Raw genomic sequence first — 18,300 nt, 5'->3', positions numbered from 1 at the left:
TATCTCGGTTGGGGCAAACGCTTACCTTGTATACAATATTATTACACGGTAATAATTTTGCTTGTATTTCTGATAAACGGTCATAAGGGTTTTGAACTTATTTTTTATTCCAGATTTACTGCTTTTACATAGCCGTATAAACAAAAAGTCACCCCCCTACTTTAAGGCACTTTTTTCAACGTAAGTAAAAAAAGGCTTATAAGTGGGGAGGTGACGTTTAATAGAACTAGCCGGTTTAGATCATAGTTCTATATGCTAGTTCTAATGCTTATAAAACGTCCTTTAAAGCATCATCAAGACTTGCAACCGTACGGTCAATATTTTGTAATTTATCCAAACCAAATAAACCTAAACGGAAGGTTTGGTAATCTTCTCGCTCATCGCACATTAGTGGCACACCTGCGGCGATTTGCATGCCTACTGCACCAAATTTTTTACCGGTCTGGATATCTGCATCCTGCGTATAGCTAACCACAACACCTGGAGCTTCGAAGCCTTCGGCTGCGACACTTTTGATGCCTTTAGATGCGAGTAACTCTCTGACTTTTTTACCCAGCTCGTATTGATTTTGTTTGGCTTTATCGAAACCGTATTCGCGGGTTTCAACCATAATGTCGCGGAATGTACGCAACGCATCTGTTGGCATGGTTGCATGATATGCATGTGCACCACCTTCATACGCTTGCATAATGGTGTGCCATTGTTTTAGATTCATCGCGAAACTGGTGCTTTCGGTATTTTCCATTTTAGCGATTGCGGCATCACTAAGCATCACCAAACCTGCGCACGGTGGACCACTCCAGCCTTTTTGCGGTGCGCTAACTAATACGTCAACACTGGTTGCTTCCATATCTACCCAGATTGTTCCTGAGGCAATACAATCCAATACGAATAAACCACCTACTTCGTGGGTCGCATCAGCAACGGCTTTGATGTATTCATCGGGAAGAATCATTCCCGAAGAGGTTTCAACATGCGGTGCGAAAACCACTGCAGGCTTCTCGGCTTTGATGGTTGCAATGACATCTTCAACGGCTGCAGGTGCAAAAGGTGCCTGTGTTGCATCTTCTGCTTGCTGTGCTTTCATCACGATGTGTTCTGATGGAATGCTGCCCATATCGAATATCTGTGTCCAACGGAAACTAAACCAACCGTTACGAATAACCAGACATTTCTCGTTAGTCGCGAATTGACGCGCGACAGATTCCATACCAAAAGTACCACTGCCGGGCACGACGATTGCTGCTTTCGCGTTATAGACTTCTTTTAATGTAGAAGAGATATCTCTCATCACACCCTGAAAAGATTGTGACATGTGATTAAGAGCACGATCCGTATAAACTACGGAATATTCGAGTAAACCATCCGGGTCTACGTTTGGTAATAACGCGGGCATAATAATTCCTACAGTGTTAATTGATGAAAGGGGTGTTGTTATTATAGGTAAAAACACGAAAAAAGATTGTACGATAAATCTCCAGAGCTTGTTAATAACCTTTTAAAGAGAGACGCCGGAAATTTAGAGATATAACACTAGAATTAGCGGCATATCGAAAAACGACTGATTGGCTTCACCCGTAAGGATCAGCCAATCAGTATGTATAGCAATGCTAAGAGTTTATTAGCTAAGCTCTAGTTTGCTCTAGTTTACTTTTTTAGCTCAATAGCTCGGTAAGCTCTGGAACCACATCAAACAAATCAGCAACAATACCGTAAGTAGCAATCTGGAAGATTGGTGCTTCTTCATCTTTATTGATGGCTACAATGACTTTACTCTCACGCATACCCGCCTGATGCTGAATCGCACCAGAAATGCCGATAGCGAAGTAGATATCAGGAGCAACCACTTTACCGGTTTGACCTACCTGAAAATCATTTGGCGCATAACCCGCATCAACTGCTGCACGAGAAGCACCAACTGCTGCATTCATTTTTTCAGCAAGCTTTTCGATGATTGCAAAGTCTTCTTTACTACCAACACCACGACCACCAGAAACAACGATAGGCGCTGTAGCAAGATCAGGTCTTTCGGACACTGTTACATCACGACTTACAAATGAAACGCCTTCGAATGCTTCGCCAAATGCGAGCTCTTCAACAGCGGCAGAACCACCTGTCGCTTCAACTGCATCAAATGCTGTACTACGAACAGTAATCAACTTAACTGAATCACTACTCTTCACCGTAACTAATGCATTACCTGCATAGATAGGACGAACAAATGTATCTGCAGAAACCACATCAACAATATCAGAAACCTGCATCACATCTTGCATCGCTGCAACACGTGGTAAAAAGTTTTTACCGAAGTTAGACGCTGGTGCTAATACATGAGTGTAATTAGCAGCTATGCCATTTACTAACCATGCGATGTTTTCTGCCAAACCATCAGCCAGTGCCGCATCATTCGCAGATAATACTTTGCTAACCGAAGCTATTGCAGCCGCTTCATCAACCACACTTTGTGCATCACTACCTGCAACCAAAAGGGTAATATCACCACCAATTTTTGTAGCGGCGTTTAAGGTATTTAAGGTATTAGCGTTTAAAGCACTGTTGTCGTGCTCAGCAATTACTAAAATAGACATTATAGTACTCCCGCTTCGTTCTTAAGTTTGTCGATTAACTCTGCCGCATTCGCCACGATAACACCTGGCTTACGAGCTTCAGGAGCAGATACACTAACAACTTCTAAACGTGGTGCAAGGTCAACACCAAAGCTAGCTGCTTCAACCATATCGATCGGCTTCTTCTTCGCTTTCATAATGTCAGGAAGTTTTGGCAGACGTGGCTCATTCAAGCGTAAGTCAGTAGTAATAATCGCAGGAAGGTTGATTTTGATTGTTTCCAAACCAGCATCCGTTTCACGTGTTAGGTTTACGCTATCGCCTTCAAACTCAGCTTTAGATGCGAAAGTGCCTTGAGGCCAGTTCAATAATGCTGCAAGCATTTGACCGGTTTGGTTAGAGTCATCATCAATCGCCTGTTTACCCAGAATAACCACTTGTGGCTGTTCTTGCTCTACTACTTTGCTCAATAGTTTAGCTATGCCTAATGGCTCAGGAGCTTCTTCGGCATTGATTAGAATGGCACGGTCTGCACCCATCGCTAATGCACTGCGTAATGTGTCTTGTGACTGCTCTGTACCTACAGTTACCGCAACGATCTCAGTTGCAACACCTGCCTGCTTCATACGTAATGCTTCTTCTAATCCATTTTCATCAAATGGGTTCATCGACATTACAACGTTATCTGTGTCTACTCCGCTGCCATCAGATTTAACGCGGATTCTCACGTTATAATCGACGACGCGTTTTACCGCGACTAATACTTTCATTTCGGTTAATCCTCTGTTGCAGAAATTTTACTAAAGCTAAGATTATAAGATAGTAGTGTACTTTTAATCGAACGACACTAAAAATCAAACATTTTCGTGAAATATTTTAGATTTTTTTCATTTTAAAATAATTTCTCGCTGAAAATTTCATATCTAAACCTCCCTCGATAATTTTCAATATCGGCCTACATCCTGCATTTTCAATAAAAAAACGCCTGTAAGTGGGGGGGTGCAAATAATCAATAAAAGATCTGAATCAGAGCATGAATATCAATTTACAGATAGTTACATTAGATAAAATTACCAATAAACCACGTTGCCAGAAAACCAATACTGTAGGCCAATAATAAATGCCCTGCAAAACGTGCATAACTAACAAAGCTTAATAACTCATGCCCTGCTTTACTCATGGCGATAATACCCGCGGCAGAACCTATTATGAGTAAGGAACCTCCAACACCCACGGCATATACCAGAGTAATCCATTCACCAATTTGCATCTCCACCCCTGAATGCAAAACAGCCGCTGTCAGTGGTACGTTGTCTACCAACGCAGAAAACATTCCCAATGAATAATTCGCCAGTTGAACCGGTAATACGTCATACAGTTTAATTAAATGATCGAGTGTACCTAATTGTTTGAGCATGCCAACCATCAGCAGCACACCTAAGAAGAACAGCAAGGCATCAAACTCAATTTCTCGGATATTACGCATAATGTCTTCATCGTGATTGAGGAATTGCATAATAATAAAGAGCAAACCCAGCGACACCAGGAAGGTCAAAACAGGTGGTACACCATAAAGTACGTTTAGTACCAGAATACTGATAATAGTCAGCAAGAACTGCACACCAGCCAGTATATCCATACGCGGAATTGTAGATTCAACGCGCTGGACTTCGACTTCACCTTTTAGGTTATATCCCAGTATCAACGCTAATGACATCAACCCAATAAATGCAGGCAATGCAAGAATGAGAAGATTAAGAATAGACACTTTACCTGCCATAAATATCATCAAGGTGGTTACATCACCCGTAATCAAAGCGACTCCACCGGAGTTAACACCAAATACGATTACTGCAGCGAATCTTAAGAAGTCGGCTTTTGGCAGTTTAAGCGGCAACAGTAAACTCATACACACCAGAGTGGAAGTCACGTTATCGGCTAATGATGAGAAGATGAAAGCAAAGATCGCGGTAATCAAGAGTAATCGGCGCTTGCCCAATCGTTCTGGTAATAAGCGCATCACCAGTTTTGAAATCAAACCGCGATTATTCAGGTAAGCCACGAAGGTCATTGCCGATACCAGAAACAACCATAGCGAGGCTATTTCCAGCAGGTTTTCATCCAGCGCATGTCGTGCTTCTTCAATATCTGGATCGTGTGCTACAAAATACAAAAGCCAAACCAGACTCCCGAAAAACAAGGTGGTTTTCGCCTTATTGATGTGGGTTAAATCTTCGATAACGATGCTTATAAAGCCAAGCGCAATAAATACCAACAGCAAGGTATCCATTATTAAATCTCCAGCGCGAACGCGCTTATCTAAAGAAAGGTCGGCATTATTAATAATCTTAAGCGTAGAAATCAACCATTACTTGTATCTATTTATACTGCTATCAACACTGCTTATAAGGCTCTTAAATAACTATAATTGACCACTCGGGTATTGCGAGATTTCTTCCATCAATGCTGCATTTTCAAAACGATCAGGTGAAAAATATTTCAGGTATTCGGGAGTTTGTTGATTGGTGATTATCTCCGCCATTAATTCACCCTAGGCACAGCCTGCCATGGTTCCATAACCTGCAAATGCGCCTGACACATAAAATCCCTGTTCCAGTTCACCCATTACCGGCAAATTGTCATTGGTTCTAGTGTAGTAGCCGGCGAAATGCGTCACTGATGTTGGTATTTCATCGGCGTAAGCGCTGATGGCGGGAATGAAACGACTCGCGCCTTTTAACACCACACTGACAAATTCATCATCCGCAAAAATATCCCATTGTGGTTGTTCTTTTTGCTGATTATACGCCCAACCCATTTTGATCTGGTCTTGTCCTTCTGGTTTGATATGCAATCCAGCGGGGAATTCTTCCAGCAGCCAATGATATTCTTCGTACTCATTCATCAACTTCTCTTCATCTGGATTCCATTGAAGATACTGGCTATCCGCATAAATAGTAAACGGCATATCACGCGGTATTATTTTTTTGGTATCTTTAAAAACAAACTTTCGCTGCTTGATATTATAGATAGGAAGGTCGTAACCCAGGGATTTGGCGTGTTGTTGAATAAAGGGACCAGACGCCAGTAACAAGTCAGTTGTTTCCAGTGAAGCACCCGATTCAAATGAAAGCTTGAACTGACTTGATGCCGTTCTATCGAGTTCAACAACCTCTTCTGTGAGCAATTTCACGCCATTCTGTCTGGCGAGTTTTAATAACATCGATCCCAGTGCATACACTTCTATCGAGCCGGCTTTATTAATGTGTTCTACTGCTTTTACAGAATCATCCAGATAGGGTTTGGTTTTCTGGATTAGTTCGTGATCTTCTAATCGCTGGATATCGCCTATTTCACCAGAGTCCGTGTCGGTTAAAGGGAAAATCGAGTGATTGTCTTTATGTGTGACAAAGTCATACCCGCTGTATTTCATATTGAAGCAGTTACCACAATCCTTACTAAAGGCTTTCATTAAATCAATACTGTGACCGATGAATGTATTCATCATGGGTTGAGGCCAGTATTCCCTGAAATTTTCACCCGAACAACTGGTGGTAAACGATAGCGGCTGAAGTTTATCAATCACGATGATCTCATCAAATACGCCCTGCTTTGATAGATAGTAAGCACTCGATATACCACTGATTCCAGCACCTAGTATGGCGATTGATCTATTCTTTTTCATTTATGACATCCTAAAAACGTGATCATGAAAGCAACTCAAAGTTATTTTGAAGTCAGTTCGAAGACAGTTCAAAAACTATGAATACTAGTATTTTACGATTTCAGTCTCTAGTACCAGATCGCTTTTATCGCGGTTTGATCATGGTGCCAGTCAGCTCATTTTGGGTTAATTGGAGGGATAGTTTTATCCAGACTGGCACTATACAAAAATGAGTCGTATAGACTACAGTTAGGAGATACCGTACAGAATCAATAAAGAGTATTGATAAACTGTATCTATTTACTATCTCAGTTATCTCAGAGGGAGAAAATCATGGGTAATACCAACGTTAATACCACACCAGCTACCGAAATCGAAGAACTAGCAGCAAAAGATCAAAAACACGTTTGGCATCATCTTACGCAACATAAAGGTTTTGAAACAACCACGCCCATGATGATGGTTTCTGGAGAAGGTTTAAGAATAACCGACGATAAAGGCAATGAATATCTTGATGCTGTTGCTGGCGCTGTCTGGACTGTAAACGTTGGCTATGGCCGCGAGCGTATCGCCAAAGCAGTTTACGAGCAAATCAAAACCATGAACTTCTTTGCTGGTTCTATGGGTAGCGCACCAGGCGCACAATTCGCAGAAATGCTGATTGATAAAATGCCTGGCATGAACCGCGTTTATTATTCGAACTCAGGTTCTGAAGCGAATGAAAAAGCCTTCAAAATGGTTCGTCAAATTTCACACAACAAATATAACGGCAAAAAACACAAGATTCTTTTCCGTGAGCGTGACTATCATGGAACTACCATTACCGCATTGAGCGCTACGGGACAACTTCAACGTAAAGACCAGTACGGTCCGTTTACACCGGGTTTTGTTGAATTCCCACACTGTTGTGAATACCGTTCGCAGTTTGAAGAAACGACTGACTACGGTGTAAAAGCAGCACTGGAAATGGAAAAAGTAATCCTCGCTGAAGGCCCAGATACAGTCGGTGCAGTTATTGTAGAGCCAATTACGGCAGGTGGCGGCGTAATCACACCACCAGCTGGATACTACGAGAAAATTCAGGAACTTTGTAAAAAATACAACCTACTGTTGATTGTTGATGAAGTGGTTTGTGGTCTTGGACGCACAGGAACATGGTTCGGTTACCAGCATTTCGGCATCAAGCCTGATATCGTAACAATGGCAAAAGGCGTTGCTTCTGGTTATGCAGCAATCTCTTGTACCGTAACAACTGAAGAAGTCTTCAATATGTTTAAAGAAGACCCAAGCGATAACATGAGCTACTTCCGTGATATCTCTACCTTTGGTGGTTGTACTGCTGGTCCGGCAGCGGCTATCGAAAACATGAAGATCATAGAAGAAGAACACCTGCTTGAGAACGTAACCAAGATGGGTGAGTACGCGATGGATAGAATGCTTGCGCTGAAAGAAAAGCATGCAATGATCGGAGATGTACGTGGTAAAGGTTTGTTCTTAGGTATCGAGCTCGTAAAAGATCGCGAAACCAAAGAGCCTATGGATGAAAGCGTTTCAGTAGCAATCGCAGCTGATTGTATGAAAAACGGCGTTATTATCGGTAGAACAAATCGTAGCTTTGCAACATTGAATAACACGCTATGTCTTGCACCTGCTTTAATCGCGACAAAAGATGATATCGATGAAATTATGGATGCGATTGACGCTGCAATTACCCGATTAAATTAACGCTAAGCGATTAATTTATAACAAAATGCCTAAAATTGGGTCACCCCCCTACTTTTAGGCATTTTTTTTGGCTACACTTATAGATGCAACCAAATGTTAAACTAATTTAGATTTCCCTCACAAATTAGACATTAACTAAGTTGTAAGAATCTGCCATCACTCTCCTTAGGGAGTTAGTGGTGGTGGATTTTTATTTTTTTAAATTCCTTTTTCTAAACTATACTGATTCTCATAGAATAAATATAAGAGATGGATCTATCGCTGGGTCCGATATGGGATCAGAATAATCTATATAAAAAGAGACAATCGAGTTTGACTGAATATCTATTTCAACTATCAGAAACATCAACTGGGACGCTGCAATCCCGTATCCAGGAAATGATGGTGTCAGCGATCGTTAATCGTCATGTAAGGCCCGGCATGCCATTGCCTTCGGGACGAAAATTAGCGGATCAATTAAAAGTCTCTCGAAATACGGTAGTACTTGCCTATCAAAACCTAGTGGATGAGGGTTTTATCGAAACGCGTCAACGCAGTGGCTATTACGTTTGTGAAGATGTGCTATCGGGTTATGCAAATACAAAACCACAAGACACAGAAACCAAAGGAAAATCCAGCTTAGACTGGAAACAGCTTTTCAGCATTCAACCAAGTAAATTTGTTACCGCAAGAAAAGAACAAGACTGGCAAAACTTTCCCTACGCTTTTTTATACGGTCAATACGACAAAGAAATATTTCCTATATCAGACTGGCGCGAATGCTGCCGTGATGCCGCAAGTATCTCTGCCATTTACGACTGGGCTTCTGACCATATCGATCAGGACAACTCAGAACTAATCGATCAAATCCATAACAAGCTATTACCTCGTCGTGGCATATTTGTTGAACCGGATGAAATACTGGTAACACTAGGCGCACAAAACGCAATTTTTCTCGCAGCGCAGCTTTTACTCAACAAAGACAAAACCATCGGCATTGAAAACCCCGGTTATGTCGATGCAAGAAACACCTTTCTTACCCAAACCGATAAGGTTGCCTGCCTTGATGTGGATGAAGATGGTTTAGTCATCGACAAAAAACTGGATAACTGTGATTGCGTGTATATTACGCCGAGCCACCAATACCCAACCACGGTGACCATGCCGCAAAAACGTCGAACTCAGCTATTACAGAAAGCTAAAGATAAAAACTTCATTATCATTGAAGACGATTACGAAGCAGAACTGACCTACAATAAAAAACCACTCGCCGCCCTGAAAAGTCTGGATTCCGACGGGCGCGTGATCTACATCGGCAGTATTTCAAAAACACTAGCGCCAGGTATTCGTTTAGGTTTTATGGTGGCACCCAAGGAATTTATCGAAGAAGCCCGCGTGTTAAGGCGCTTGATGTTGAAACATCCGCCGAGTAACAATCAATTTATCATTGCGCGTTTCTTACAACGCGGCTATCACGACTCCTTGATTCGTAAACTCAGCCTCACGCTATATAAGCGTTCCAACACGATGCGTGCTCAGATAGATGAGAATTTCCCCGGAGAGGCATTAGAGTCACAACACGGCGGTTCTGCACTCTGGATAAAAGGCCCCAAAGGATTAGATTCTCGCAAGCTCGCTGAAGAGCTTCTAATCGAAGGCGTTCTGATTGAACCCGGTGACGTGTATTTCTACCCGAAAAAAGATAAATGCGAATATTTCCGTTTAGGGTTCTCTTCATTACCAGAAGAAAAAATTGCCACAGGTATCGAAAAGATCGTAGAAAAAATTAAGCAATTAACTTAAATAATTGCTGTTGCCACCCCCCTACTTTGGAGGCTTTTTTTTCTTACATTTCAACTTTCTATTAAATGGTAGCTAAGTACAAATACCAAACTAAATAGGGTATTATGACTAATCTTTGCTAGTAAATACAAAAAACCTATATGGCCGATTCCGACGATAAAAACTCAACGACCAATTCAACCTTACTTCGTGGACTTTCGATACTTCAATCAGTATCGAATTCAAGCCGGCCACTTTCGATCACTGACTTAGTAGCAGAGCTCAATTTAGCAAAACCAACCGTTCACAGAATTGCAACGCAACTCGAAGCGAATGGTTATTTGCAAAGAGATCCTATTGATAAACGCTTTATCATTGGAGATGAATTACAGAGTTTATCGCTGAAAATTATTTCAAATGCTTCTCTGGGTGCGCCACGACATGCCATTCTTGAAGCCCTTTCAGAAGAAGTTGAAGAAACGTGTAATTGCACCATGCTGGATGGCAATCACATTGTTTATTTTGACCGTGTTGAATGCAATTGGCCGATTAAAATCAATTTGCGACCCGGCTCACGTTTACCGCTACACGCCACATCCAGTGGCAAACTATTTCTTGCTCACATGAAACCGAGAGAGAGAAAACGTCTGTTAAATGCAGCGCAACTGTCACAAAATACAGACCAGACAATGGTTTCGCCTGAAACGCTAGAAGTCGAATTAAAAAAGATTAAAGCGGAAGGTGTTTCTTATGACAACGAAGAATTACTAAAAGGCATGGTTGCAATCGCTGTACCAGTGTTTAATAACGATAATAAAATCTGCTTTACAGTAGCGATTCATGCGCCTACAACCCGTCATTCTATAGATAGCCTGCGGCAATTCATTCCCGCATTGAAACGAGCGTCAGCGGCATTGGCATCTAGTTATTGTGATAGCCTTAGCGATAACAATAAATAACAAAGTATTAATACGACAAGACTGAAAGCGAAATAAAGTCACCCCCCTACTTTGAGGCGTTTTTTTTAGTTACACCTAAACGAACTAATTATTAAACAAGGGTAACTATAGATAACTACCGAGCTTTAAGAATAGCGAGTGCTTTAGAGTGATATTCACGACGGTATAGAATAATCACAACCCACGTTGACGATAATATAAAAGCAAACGGATGGAAGAACCAACTTAACTCAGCCAACGCAAAATAATATGCGCGTAAGCCGTCATTAAAATGATTCGCTGCAAGGCTACTCAATTGCGCAAGTTGTCTGGATTTTGCTTTAGCATTTTCTGTTTCGCACTCTTTGGCTGCTGGAATAGAACCCAGAAACGTTGAACAGTAAGAATGTTGCCTAATCGACCAGGTAAATTTAAAGAAAGCGAACATAAAAATAACGATCAGCACCAGTACTTTTAACTCCCACAATACTTTAGATGTGGTTTGAGAAAACGGAATGTTCTGGAATACTTTTAATACGTCATCACCGGCACCAATCAAGGCGAGCGAACTGGCTATAATCAACATAGTGGTTGATGCGAAGAAGCTTTCTTTACGAATTAAGCCATTGATTACCTGACTATCCATAATACGGTTATCGCGTTTAATCAGCTCCGAAGCCCATTCATTCCGGACAACGTTCATTTCAGCTAATAAGCCTACTTTGTGTGTATAAAACTTATAACGAGTAAATCGAATATAGACTATCCATATTATGATAAACCACGACAATGCGATTAAATCGAGAGATGAAATCCCTACATTACTTAACGCTGCTAACACGATAAATTGACCATAATGATGAAATCCGCTTTTTTACTCTATGTCTTGTGAGTGCTTGTTAAATAAATATATGAGTGCAATCTCAAACGTTACAAATAAATACTGTTAAAACTACCTGTGAACTATACCCGATAAGTAATCATCATTCCCAATACCACGATAACTTTTTTAAACGTATTATCTTATTACTATCAATAAGGTAAGCGTATTTTTGATAAACGTAACCCGTGGCGTGATGCTAAACACATGGTGTGATGCAAAAAGACGGGATGTACATTAAAGACACTAAAACCAATTCAGTGATTTAAGTAAACACGCCTTGATACGATTACTTTATAAAAAAAGGCCGCTAAAAATTAGCGGCCTTTTTTATCTATAAGCTATATGCTATTTAACTCAAACCTGCAAACTGTAACAGAACCAATGATAGTGGCGGCCAGAAGGCAATAATTATCCAGACAATAGTCAACGCTAATAAGTACGGAAGCACATGCTTAACGATTGAGAAGTATGGAATACCAGTGATACCACTCGCAACATAAAGGTTTAATCCGTATGGAGGCGTAATAAAACCAATTGCATCACCCACTAGGAAAATAACCGCAAAGTGAATAGGATCAACACCTGCCGTATAAGCAATAGGTGCCAAAATAGGCGCAAGAATAATGGTATTAGGTAAACTTTCTAATACTGTTCCAGCGGCCAACACCAATAACATACAAGCAAGAAGTATTATCGTTGGATCACCCAAACCGGTGATAAGTGAACCGATCCACTCTCCGGCTCCTATCAAAGATAGAATCTGTTGCATCACAACCGATACCGCAATTAACGGTGCCAACATACCTGTGATATGACCTGATCTCATCAAGATTTTTGGAAGACTCTTGAATTTGATTTCTCGTGTAATAAACAGACCTGCTATCACACTAAAACCAACGGTCACACTTGCTGCTTCTGTCGGTGAAAACAATCCAGAATAAATACCATACACAACAATGAAAATCGCAACAAAACCAAGGTAGGCCCTAAGACCTGTTCTCATGATGCGTTTTGGTTCCCACTTTATGATATGTCCCCAACCGTTTTTGCGACTAATGAGGTAACAGGTGAACATCATCGCAACCACCATCGCCAAACCTGGCAACATACCGGCGATAAACAATTCACTTATCGGTAAATTAAGTAAGAAACCGTAAACGATAAAGATGATACTCGGCGGAATGATGATTCCAACCGTACCACCTGCAGCAATGGTTGCTGCTGCAAAGGTTTTGTCATATCCACCCTTAGTCATTTCTGGGTGCATAATGCTACCGATGGTTGCCGTCGTTCCCGAGTTTGACCCAGAAATTGCCGCAAACATCCCACAGGCACTTATCGACGCCATGCCCAAACCACCTCGAATAAAACCTAGACAAGAATAAGCAAAATCAGACAATCGTTTGGCGATACCTGCAGCATTAATCAAGTCACCCGTCATAATAAATAAGGGTAGTGCGAGAAGCCCAAAGAAACTCAAGCCTTCAAATAAGGTTACACCTACGTTAGCCAGGGTAAAATCGATAACTAGACTGACACCAACCACCCAAAAACCAATCACTAAAAATATCGGCACACCGATAATAAAGAAAAACGTAACTCCGAGGGAGATAAGCGTTATTAACATTCCATCTGTCATTTTATATCTCCTATTACTCGTTTAAGAGGCCTTGTAAAACAAAAGGCTCACCCGTTTTATAGACTCTAAGGTCTTCCAGGAATCGCTGAATCACACGGAAGATAATCAACGTCCATGAAAGCGGTGTTGCAAGATAGAACCACCATTGCATAACATCGTTAGTACCCCCGACAATCGCAAAGTTATCGTAAGAACTGTGCACTTGAAGAATGGTGTAATAGATGACCACACCTGCAAAAACGATCCACAGAATTCCGTCTAATGCCAAGGCGGCAAATTGTAATTTATAAGGTAACCGAGCGCGCACCTCTGTTAATGCCAAATGTGTGCGTTTCTTGATGTTGTAAGAACAGCCAAACCATGTCAGCCATAAGAATAAAAGAATGGGTACAGTCGTACTCCAAGGTGCTTGTAGATTGAAAAAGAATCTGCGAATAACTTCGACAAAGATTATGCCTGCCATGGCTGTATATGAAATTACAATGACGACTTTTTCTATATTTTCATCTAGCCAATTAAAAAGTGAACGGAGTATTCCCATGTATATAACCCTGTAATTTGATGGATAATCAGATGATTTAATTTAAAAGTAACTGAATAAATGACTAGGAGCACCTTTGAAAAAGGTGCTCCTAGTCATTTACAACGATAAAAAACTAAGAGATTAAGCTCTCCACCATCTGTTAGGCTTGACGTTAACAGCGTGTGTATCTTTTGGAATTTCACGAGCGATATCATAAATTTCTTTATAGGTATCATGTCCGCCAGACCACTTATTCAAACGCTCACGCCACTGTTCCCAAGGCTCAGGAACATATTCAGGTGAACACATTTTTTCAGCTTTCAATAATTCTTCATCAGATAAAGTAATTACACGAGTCTTGTTTTTAGCAAACAGACTATTTGGGTTTTGCGGGTTAGTCGCACCAGTGATTTCATACATGCCTGCTTCATTCATACCTTGAGTAAAGATTTGAGCAGTATATGCAGATTCCATCACATCATCTTGTAAGTCAGATCCCAACTTATCAAATACAGGTACTGTTATTCCGGTAAACTCTGTTCCACAGAAGAACTTCAGATCTACTGATTGCGAAACTACTGGTGACATACCCGCGTAAGCAACTGCAGATGCCCAGGTTTCAGCACCATCAATAAGACCCGTTTTTAATGCATCTAAGGTTTCAGACCAGGCAACTGGTACTGGATTAAGTTTCATTAAGTCCATGGCAATACGACCTAACTGAGTACCAGTTACACGATTTTTAGTACCTGCCAATTCATCAATACTGGTAATGTCTGGCTTATCAGCGTATTTCAGACCCATTTGTAGGCCGCGTAACTCACAGTGTGTGAATAAGAAATGCAGTTTATGCTTGTCTCTTAATGGTTGACGGAATAATTTTTCACTTTTATTACTGTAGAAAAAGTGGAATTGCGCAGCTCTTGAAGGGAACATATAAGCATAATCAAGAACATTAAGATAAGGCGCTGCACCTGCTGAGTTTTGTGTTGAAGCAGAAACCATATCAACGATGCCTTGTTGTGATTTCTTAACACAGCTAGTTTGACCACAAATTGCATTGTTGCCGATAAATTCTACTCTGATTGCGCCATTTGTGCGTTCTTCAAGATCACGCGCGAAGAATAATTGTCCAGACTTTTGAATGTCTAATGCTGCCTCACTAAAACCTGAAGCACCAAATTTTAATTTAAACTTTGGTTCAACGGCGTAACGTTTTTTATCTGTTTCTTCAGCAGCCTGGGCTAATTGAGTCAGAGACGCAGTTGCAGCGATACCGCCAGCTGCCATCAATGTAGAACTCATACCATAACGACCGGCAACTTTCATAAAGTCGCGACGAGATACTCCTTTTTTACTATCCATATTACATCTTCCTCCGGTTTAAATTTATCAGCATTATTTTTTGATATGCCTGATCTTTTTTTTAGATAAAAGAACAAGACAAATATAAAAACTGCTCATTTTAATAAAGCTTTGTAGCTTATTTGCTTTCACATTTAGAAATGCCCCTTCATTACGGAAAGCAAATTAATGCGGGGTTTAAACAGTGACAGAGTTAATAAAACTATAGTCACCTTTTAAATATATTTCTGAGCTTTATTTATTATTGTTGTTGAAGTTAACACTTAGAACCTGTTCTTTGACGCTTAGATTTTGCCGAATATATATCCGTAAAAACCTGTGTATTAAGATCAAAAAACGCTATTCATTTTTTTAAAATTGATGATGCAGAAGCACTACAAAAACCAGGTTGAGCTTAAAATTAAACTATCAAAAAACCCCTAATTGTAAGCGCTTACATCAGTATAGTTCAAAATCTAATTATTACAATTGGAAAATTAAAACTATGTTTTGTTTCATCATATGAAATCCCTAAGTTGATCTAAATATATCCATACACATTACTAATATCAACCATTTTTTAAATAAAATGAAACTAATTGTTCCAAAAAATGAAAATTATGATTAATATAAGCCGAGATTTGTTAAATTCGGGAGATAAAAAATGACATCAGCAGTAAATAGTGCGCATTCAAATGAACAAGAATTTGACTATATAGTTGTTGGTGCTGGCTCTGCCGGCTGTGTATTAGCCAATAGGCTCTCTGCCGATCCTGCAAATCGCGTGTTATTGCTAGAAGCAGGCACTAAAGACTGGAACCCATGGATACACGTACCAGTCGGTTACTTTAAAACCATGCACAACCCTGCCACAGACTGGTGCTATATGACCGAGCCAGACGAAGGCATTGCTGGACGACAACTACAATGGCCTCGAGGCAAAGTATTAGGCGGTTCGAGTTCTCTGAATGGCCTTTTATATGTTCGCGGTCAAAAAGAAGATTACGATCGCTGGGAAGAATTGGGTAATAAAGGCTGGTCATTTAGTGATGTTCTCCCCTATTTCAAAAAATCAGAAGATCAGGAACGCGGCGCTAATGATTATCATGGTGTTGGTGGTCCGCTAAAAGTGTCTGATTTACGTTTGCGCAGGCCTATAGCAGATCTATTTATCAAAGCCGCCAAACAAATCGGTATACCTTTTAATGAAGACTATAACGGTGAAAAACAGGAAGGCGTTGCCTACTTCCAGCAAACGGCACACAAAGGCTTTCGCTGGAGCACAGCTAAAGGCTTTTTGAAGCCTGCACGTAGTCGAAGCAATTTGACCGTGATGACGCATGCACACACCTCGCGTATTTTATTTGACCAGTCTGGCGAGACACCTAGAGCTATAGGCATCGAGTTTTTACGCAAAGGTGACTTGCAAACAGTAAAAGCCTCTAAAGAAGTTATATTGGCTGCAGGTGCTATTGGCTCACCACAGATATTACAACTCTCAGGGGTTGCTTCCTCAGAGCTATTGAACAAACATAATATTCCGGTTGTTAAAGAATTACCCGGCGTAGGACAAAACCTTCAAGACCATCTGCAAATACGCCTAGTCTATAAGACCAAACAAAATACCCTAAATGACGAACTAAACAGTTACTTCAAACAATTTAAAGTGGGATTACAATACTTCTTTAAACGTACCGGTGCATTAACCCTGGCAGCTAGCCAAATCGTTATCTTTACTAAAACAAAGCCCGAATTAGAACGTCCTGACATTCAATTTCATTTTCAACCATTGAGTGCTGATAAGCCTGGTGATGGCGTACATCCTTTTTCTGCCTTTACCGCATCTGTTTGTCAGTTGCGCCCTCATAGCAGTGGTCATTTAGAAATCACATCAACGGATCCACTAAAGTACCCCGCAATTCATCCCAACTATTTATCGGATGACCGAGATGTTGAAGTGGCGATTGAAAGCATTAAAGTTGCCAGAAAAATAGCTGAAGCACCTGCGTTAGAAACCGAGATTCTTGATGAATATGTTCCTGGGCGTCAATTCCAGACCGATGAAGAATTACTGGATGCCGCGCGCAAATATAGCCAAACCATATACCACCCAACCAGCACCTGCAAAATGGGCAATGATGAGATGGCAGTGGTAAATGACCGTTTACAAGTTCACGGTATACAAGGATTGCGCGTTATAGACGCATCTATTATGCCAGAAATAGTATCAGGGAATACCAATGCTCCGACTATTATGATTGCAGAGAAAGGTGCAGATATGATTCTAGAAGACAATAAAAGCTAATACTCTTCAGCTTATTCATAAGCCACCCCCCCTACTTATGAGGCCTTTTTGTTCATGTGATACTAAAAGGCGTGTAAGTTAGTCTAGATATTTCTATAACAATAAAATTAAGAGCGAAAGCACAGGCAGGATATTCTAAGCCTCATCATACTCCGCAGACTCAAGCCCTGAGATCTTGGTGGCCGCCTTATTAAGTTGAGGAATGTATTCTTTAAGGTCATCAAGACTTATGCGCGCGCTAGGTGCATGAACCGCTATTGAATAGCACACATCACCCTGCTCATTTTTTACAGGTACCGCCAAAGCAATCATACCATCAAGATATTCACCCTGATCAAAACCGACTTCTTCTTCAGCAATCTGTCTTAATTGTCCGCGGAGCTCTTTGACACTGGTGATTGTTTTATCGGTATGCTTTGAAAGACTCGCCGCTTTTAAATATCGTTGCTGCCATGCCGTATTCATATTCGCCAGAAATAACTTTCCTGCAGCGGTGCAATGTAACGGTAAATGCGAACCTACGGGTAAATGTATGCGATATGGCCAGTTACTTTCGATACGATCCAGATAGATGATTTCATTACCGTCCAATGCCGTCAGGTTGACGGTTTCATTAATACTCTCAGACAAACTTTGTAATATCAGGTGTCTGCTAGCTGTCATGACAGAATTAGATAGCACAGCAGTTGCGAGTTTTCTTAAACGTAAGCCACCTACAAACCGTTTACCGTTGGGCTCACGTTGCAATAAACCCTCTTCTTCCAGTTGTTGTGCAATTCTGTGAACCGTCGCTTTCGGTAAATCCAGGTCTTCCGCAAGGTATGCGCTGGTCAGTGGTTTATCTGCCTTCATGATGGTTTCTAGCAACATAAATCCGCGTATTAATGTCGATTGGGTGGCGTTATCACTACTCATATTGACCTTTTGTCCTATAGTTTAACTCTAAAATAC

Annotated in this window: 14 protein-coding genes; 4 read left to right on the top strand and 10 right to left on the bottom strand. The window is 40.9% G+C overall.

Annotated elements, in window-relative coordinates:
* Positions 1–268: 268 nt before the first annotated feature.
* The 5 genes from OO007_RS07045 to OO007_RS07025 all read right to left on the bottom strand — a co-directional run bounded on the left by OO007_RS07045 (position 269) and on the right by OO007_RS07025 (position 6,252).
* Positions 269–1,396, bottom strand: a complete 1,128-nt coding sequence (locus OO007_RS07045; RefSeq protein WP_131905464.1) for an aminotransferase class V-fold PLP-dependent enzyme — start codon at positions 1,394–1,396, stop codon at positions 269–271.
* 259 nt (positions 1,397–1,655) lie between these two features.
* Positions 1,656–2,588 (bottom strand): electron transfer flavoprotein subunit alpha/FixB family protein, encoded by a 933-nt coding sequence (locus OO007_RS07040; RefSeq protein WP_325808268.1) that lies wholly within the window; start codon positions 2,586–2,588, stop codon positions 1,656–1,658.
* Positions 2,588–3,337 (bottom strand): electron transfer flavoprotein subunit beta/FixA family protein, encoded by a 750-nt coding sequence (locus OO007_RS07035; RefSeq protein ID WP_325808267.1) that lies wholly within the window; start codon positions 3,335–3,337, stop codon positions 2,588–2,590. Before OO007_RS07035 ends, OO007_RS07040 begins: the two co-directional genes overlap by 1 nt.
* A 290-nt stretch (positions 3,338–3,627) precedes the next feature.
* Entirely contained in the window at positions 3,628–4,932 is a 1,305-nt protein-coding gene (gene nhaD, locus OO007_RS07030; protein WP_325808266.1) for a sodium:proton antiporter NhaD, read from the bottom strand.
* Between the two features lie 186 nt (positions 4,933–5,118).
* Positions 5,119–6,252, bottom strand: a complete 1,134-nt coding sequence (locus OO007_RS07025; RefSeq protein ID WP_325808265.1) for an NAD(P)/FAD-dependent oxidoreductase — start codon at positions 6,250–6,252, stop codon at positions 5,119–5,121.
* 312 nt (positions 6,253–6,564) lie between these two features.
* Here OO007_RS07025 and OO007_RS07020 point away from each other — a divergent pair, with 312 nt between their 5' ends.
* From OO007_RS07020 to OO007_RS07010, 3 genes are all read left to right on the top strand, one after another.
* On the top strand, positions 6,565–7,956 hold the full coding sequence (locus OO007_RS07020; protein WP_325808264.1) for an aminotransferase family protein: 1,392 nt from the start codon (positions 6,565–6,567) through the stop codon (positions 7,954–7,956).
* Between the two features lie 249 nt (positions 7,957–8,205).
* On the top strand, positions 8,206–9,738 hold the full coding sequence (pdxR, locus tag OO007_RS07015; RefSeq protein WP_325808263.1) for a MocR-like pyridoxine biosynthesis transcription factor PdxR: 1,533 nt from the start codon (positions 8,206–8,208) through the stop codon (positions 9,736–9,738).
* A gap of 140 nt (positions 9,739–9,878) precedes the next feature.
* Positions 9,879–10,676, top strand: coding sequence for an IclR family transcriptional regulator (locus OO007_RS07010; RefSeq protein WP_325808262.1), 798 nt, complete (start codon positions 9,879–9,881; stop codon positions 10,674–10,676).
* A gap of 115 nt (positions 10,677–10,791) precedes the next feature.
* Here the strand turns inward: OO007_RS07010 and OO007_RS07005 are convergent, their stop codons facing one another.
* The 4 genes from OO007_RS07005 to OO007_RS06990 all read right to left on the bottom strand — a co-directional run bounded on the left by OO007_RS07005 (position 10,792) and on the right by OO007_RS06990 (position 15,065).
* Complete coding sequence (locus tag OO007_RS07005) at positions 10,792–11,496, bottom strand: DUF599 domain-containing protein (RefSeq protein ID WP_165874655.1); 705 nt, start codon at positions 11,494–11,496, stop codon at positions 10,792–10,794.
* Positions 11,497–11,887: 391 nt separating this feature from the next.
* A complete protein-coding gene (locus OO007_RS07000) occupies positions 11,888–13,177 on the bottom strand; it encodes a TRAP transporter large permease (protein WP_131905472.1) in 1,290 nt (429 codons plus the stop codon).
* 13 nt (positions 13,178–13,190) lie between these two features.
* A complete protein-coding gene (locus tag OO007_RS06995) occupies positions 13,191–13,718 on the bottom strand; it encodes a TRAP transporter small permease (protein ID WP_131905473.1) in 528 nt (175 codons plus the stop codon).
* A gap of 123 nt (positions 13,719–13,841) precedes the next feature.
* Entirely contained in the window at positions 13,842–15,065 is a 1,224-nt protein-coding gene (locus tag OO007_RS06990; RefSeq protein WP_325808261.1) for a TRAP transporter substrate-binding protein, read from the bottom strand.
* 643 nt (positions 15,066–15,708) lie between these two features.
* Between OO007_RS06990 and OO007_RS06985 the strand changes: the two genes are divergently transcribed.
* Positions 15,709–17,349 (top strand): GMC family oxidoreductase, encoded by a 1,641-nt coding sequence (locus OO007_RS06985; protein ID WP_325808260.1) that lies wholly within the window; start codon positions 15,709–15,711, stop codon positions 17,347–17,349.
* A 135-nt stretch (positions 17,350–17,484) separates the two neighbouring features.
* Here the strand turns inward: OO007_RS06985 and OO007_RS06980 are convergent, their stop codons facing one another.
* Positions 17,485–18,264 carry an IclR family transcriptional regulator gene (locus tag OO007_RS06980; protein WP_325808259.1) on the bottom strand — a complete coding sequence of 260 codons (780 nt, stop codon included), beginning with the start codon at positions 18,262–18,264 and terminating at the stop codon, positions 17,485–17,487.
* Positions 18,265–18,300 lie beyond the last annotated feature (36 nt).

The sequence above is a fragment of the Cocleimonas sp. KMM 6892 genome (assembly GCF_035798195.1).
GTDB classification, from domain to species: Bacteria; Pseudomonadota; Gammaproteobacteria; order Thiotrichales; family Thiotrichaceae; genus Cocleimonas; species Cocleimonas flava.
The sequence above is the reverse complement of the archived record's forward strand: the minus strand, read 5'-3'. Positions and strand labels throughout refer to the sequence as shown.

Excerpts from the sequence above, each read along its gene's own strand:
- OO007_RS06990 (WP_325808261.1), bottom strand. The coding sequence starts at position 15,065 with ATGGATAGTAAAAAAGGAGTATCTCGTCGCGACTTTATGAAAGTTGCC.
- pdxR (WP_325808263.1), top strand. The coding sequence starts at position 8,206 with ATGGATCTATCGCTGGGTCCGATATGGGATCAGAATAATCTATATAAA.
- OO007_RS07020 (WP_325808264.1), top strand. The coding sequence starts at position 6,565 with ATGGGTAATACCAACGTTAATACCACACCAGCTACCGAAATCGAAGAA.
- OO007_RS07035 (WP_325808267.1), bottom strand. The coding sequence starts at position 3,337 with ATGAAAGTATTAGTCGCGGTAAAACGCGTCGTCGATTATAACGTGAGA.
- OO007_RS07040 (WP_325808268.1), bottom strand. The coding sequence starts at position 2,588 with ATGTCTATTTTAGTAATTGCTGAGCACGACAACAGTGCTTTAAACGCT.
- OO007_RS07045 (WP_131905464.1), bottom strand. The coding sequence starts at position 1,396 with ATGCCCGCGTTATTACCAAACGTAGACCCGGATGGTTTACTCGAATAT.
- OO007_RS06995 (WP_131905473.1), bottom strand. The coding sequence starts at position 13,718 with ATGGGAATACTCCGTTCACTTTTTAATTGGCTAGATGAAAATATAGAA.
- OO007_RS07000 (WP_131905472.1), bottom strand. The coding sequence starts at position 13,177 with ATGACAGATGGAATGTTAATAACGCTTATCTCCCTCGGAGTTACGTTT.
- OO007_RS06985 (WP_325808260.1), top strand. The coding sequence starts at position 15,709 with ATGACATCAGCAGTAAATAGTGCGCATTCAAATGAACAAGAATTTGAC.
- OO007_RS06980 (WP_325808259.1), bottom strand. The coding sequence starts at position 18,264 with ATGAGTAGTGATAACGCCACCCAATCGACATTAATACGCGGATTTATG.
- OO007_RS07010 (WP_325808262.1), top strand. The coding sequence starts at position 9,879 with ATGGCCGATTCCGACGATAAAAACTCAACGACCAATTCAACCTTACTT.
- OO007_RS07025 (WP_325808265.1), bottom strand. The coding sequence starts at position 6,252 with ATGAAAAAGAATAGATCAATCGCCATACTAGGTGCTGGAATCAGTGGT.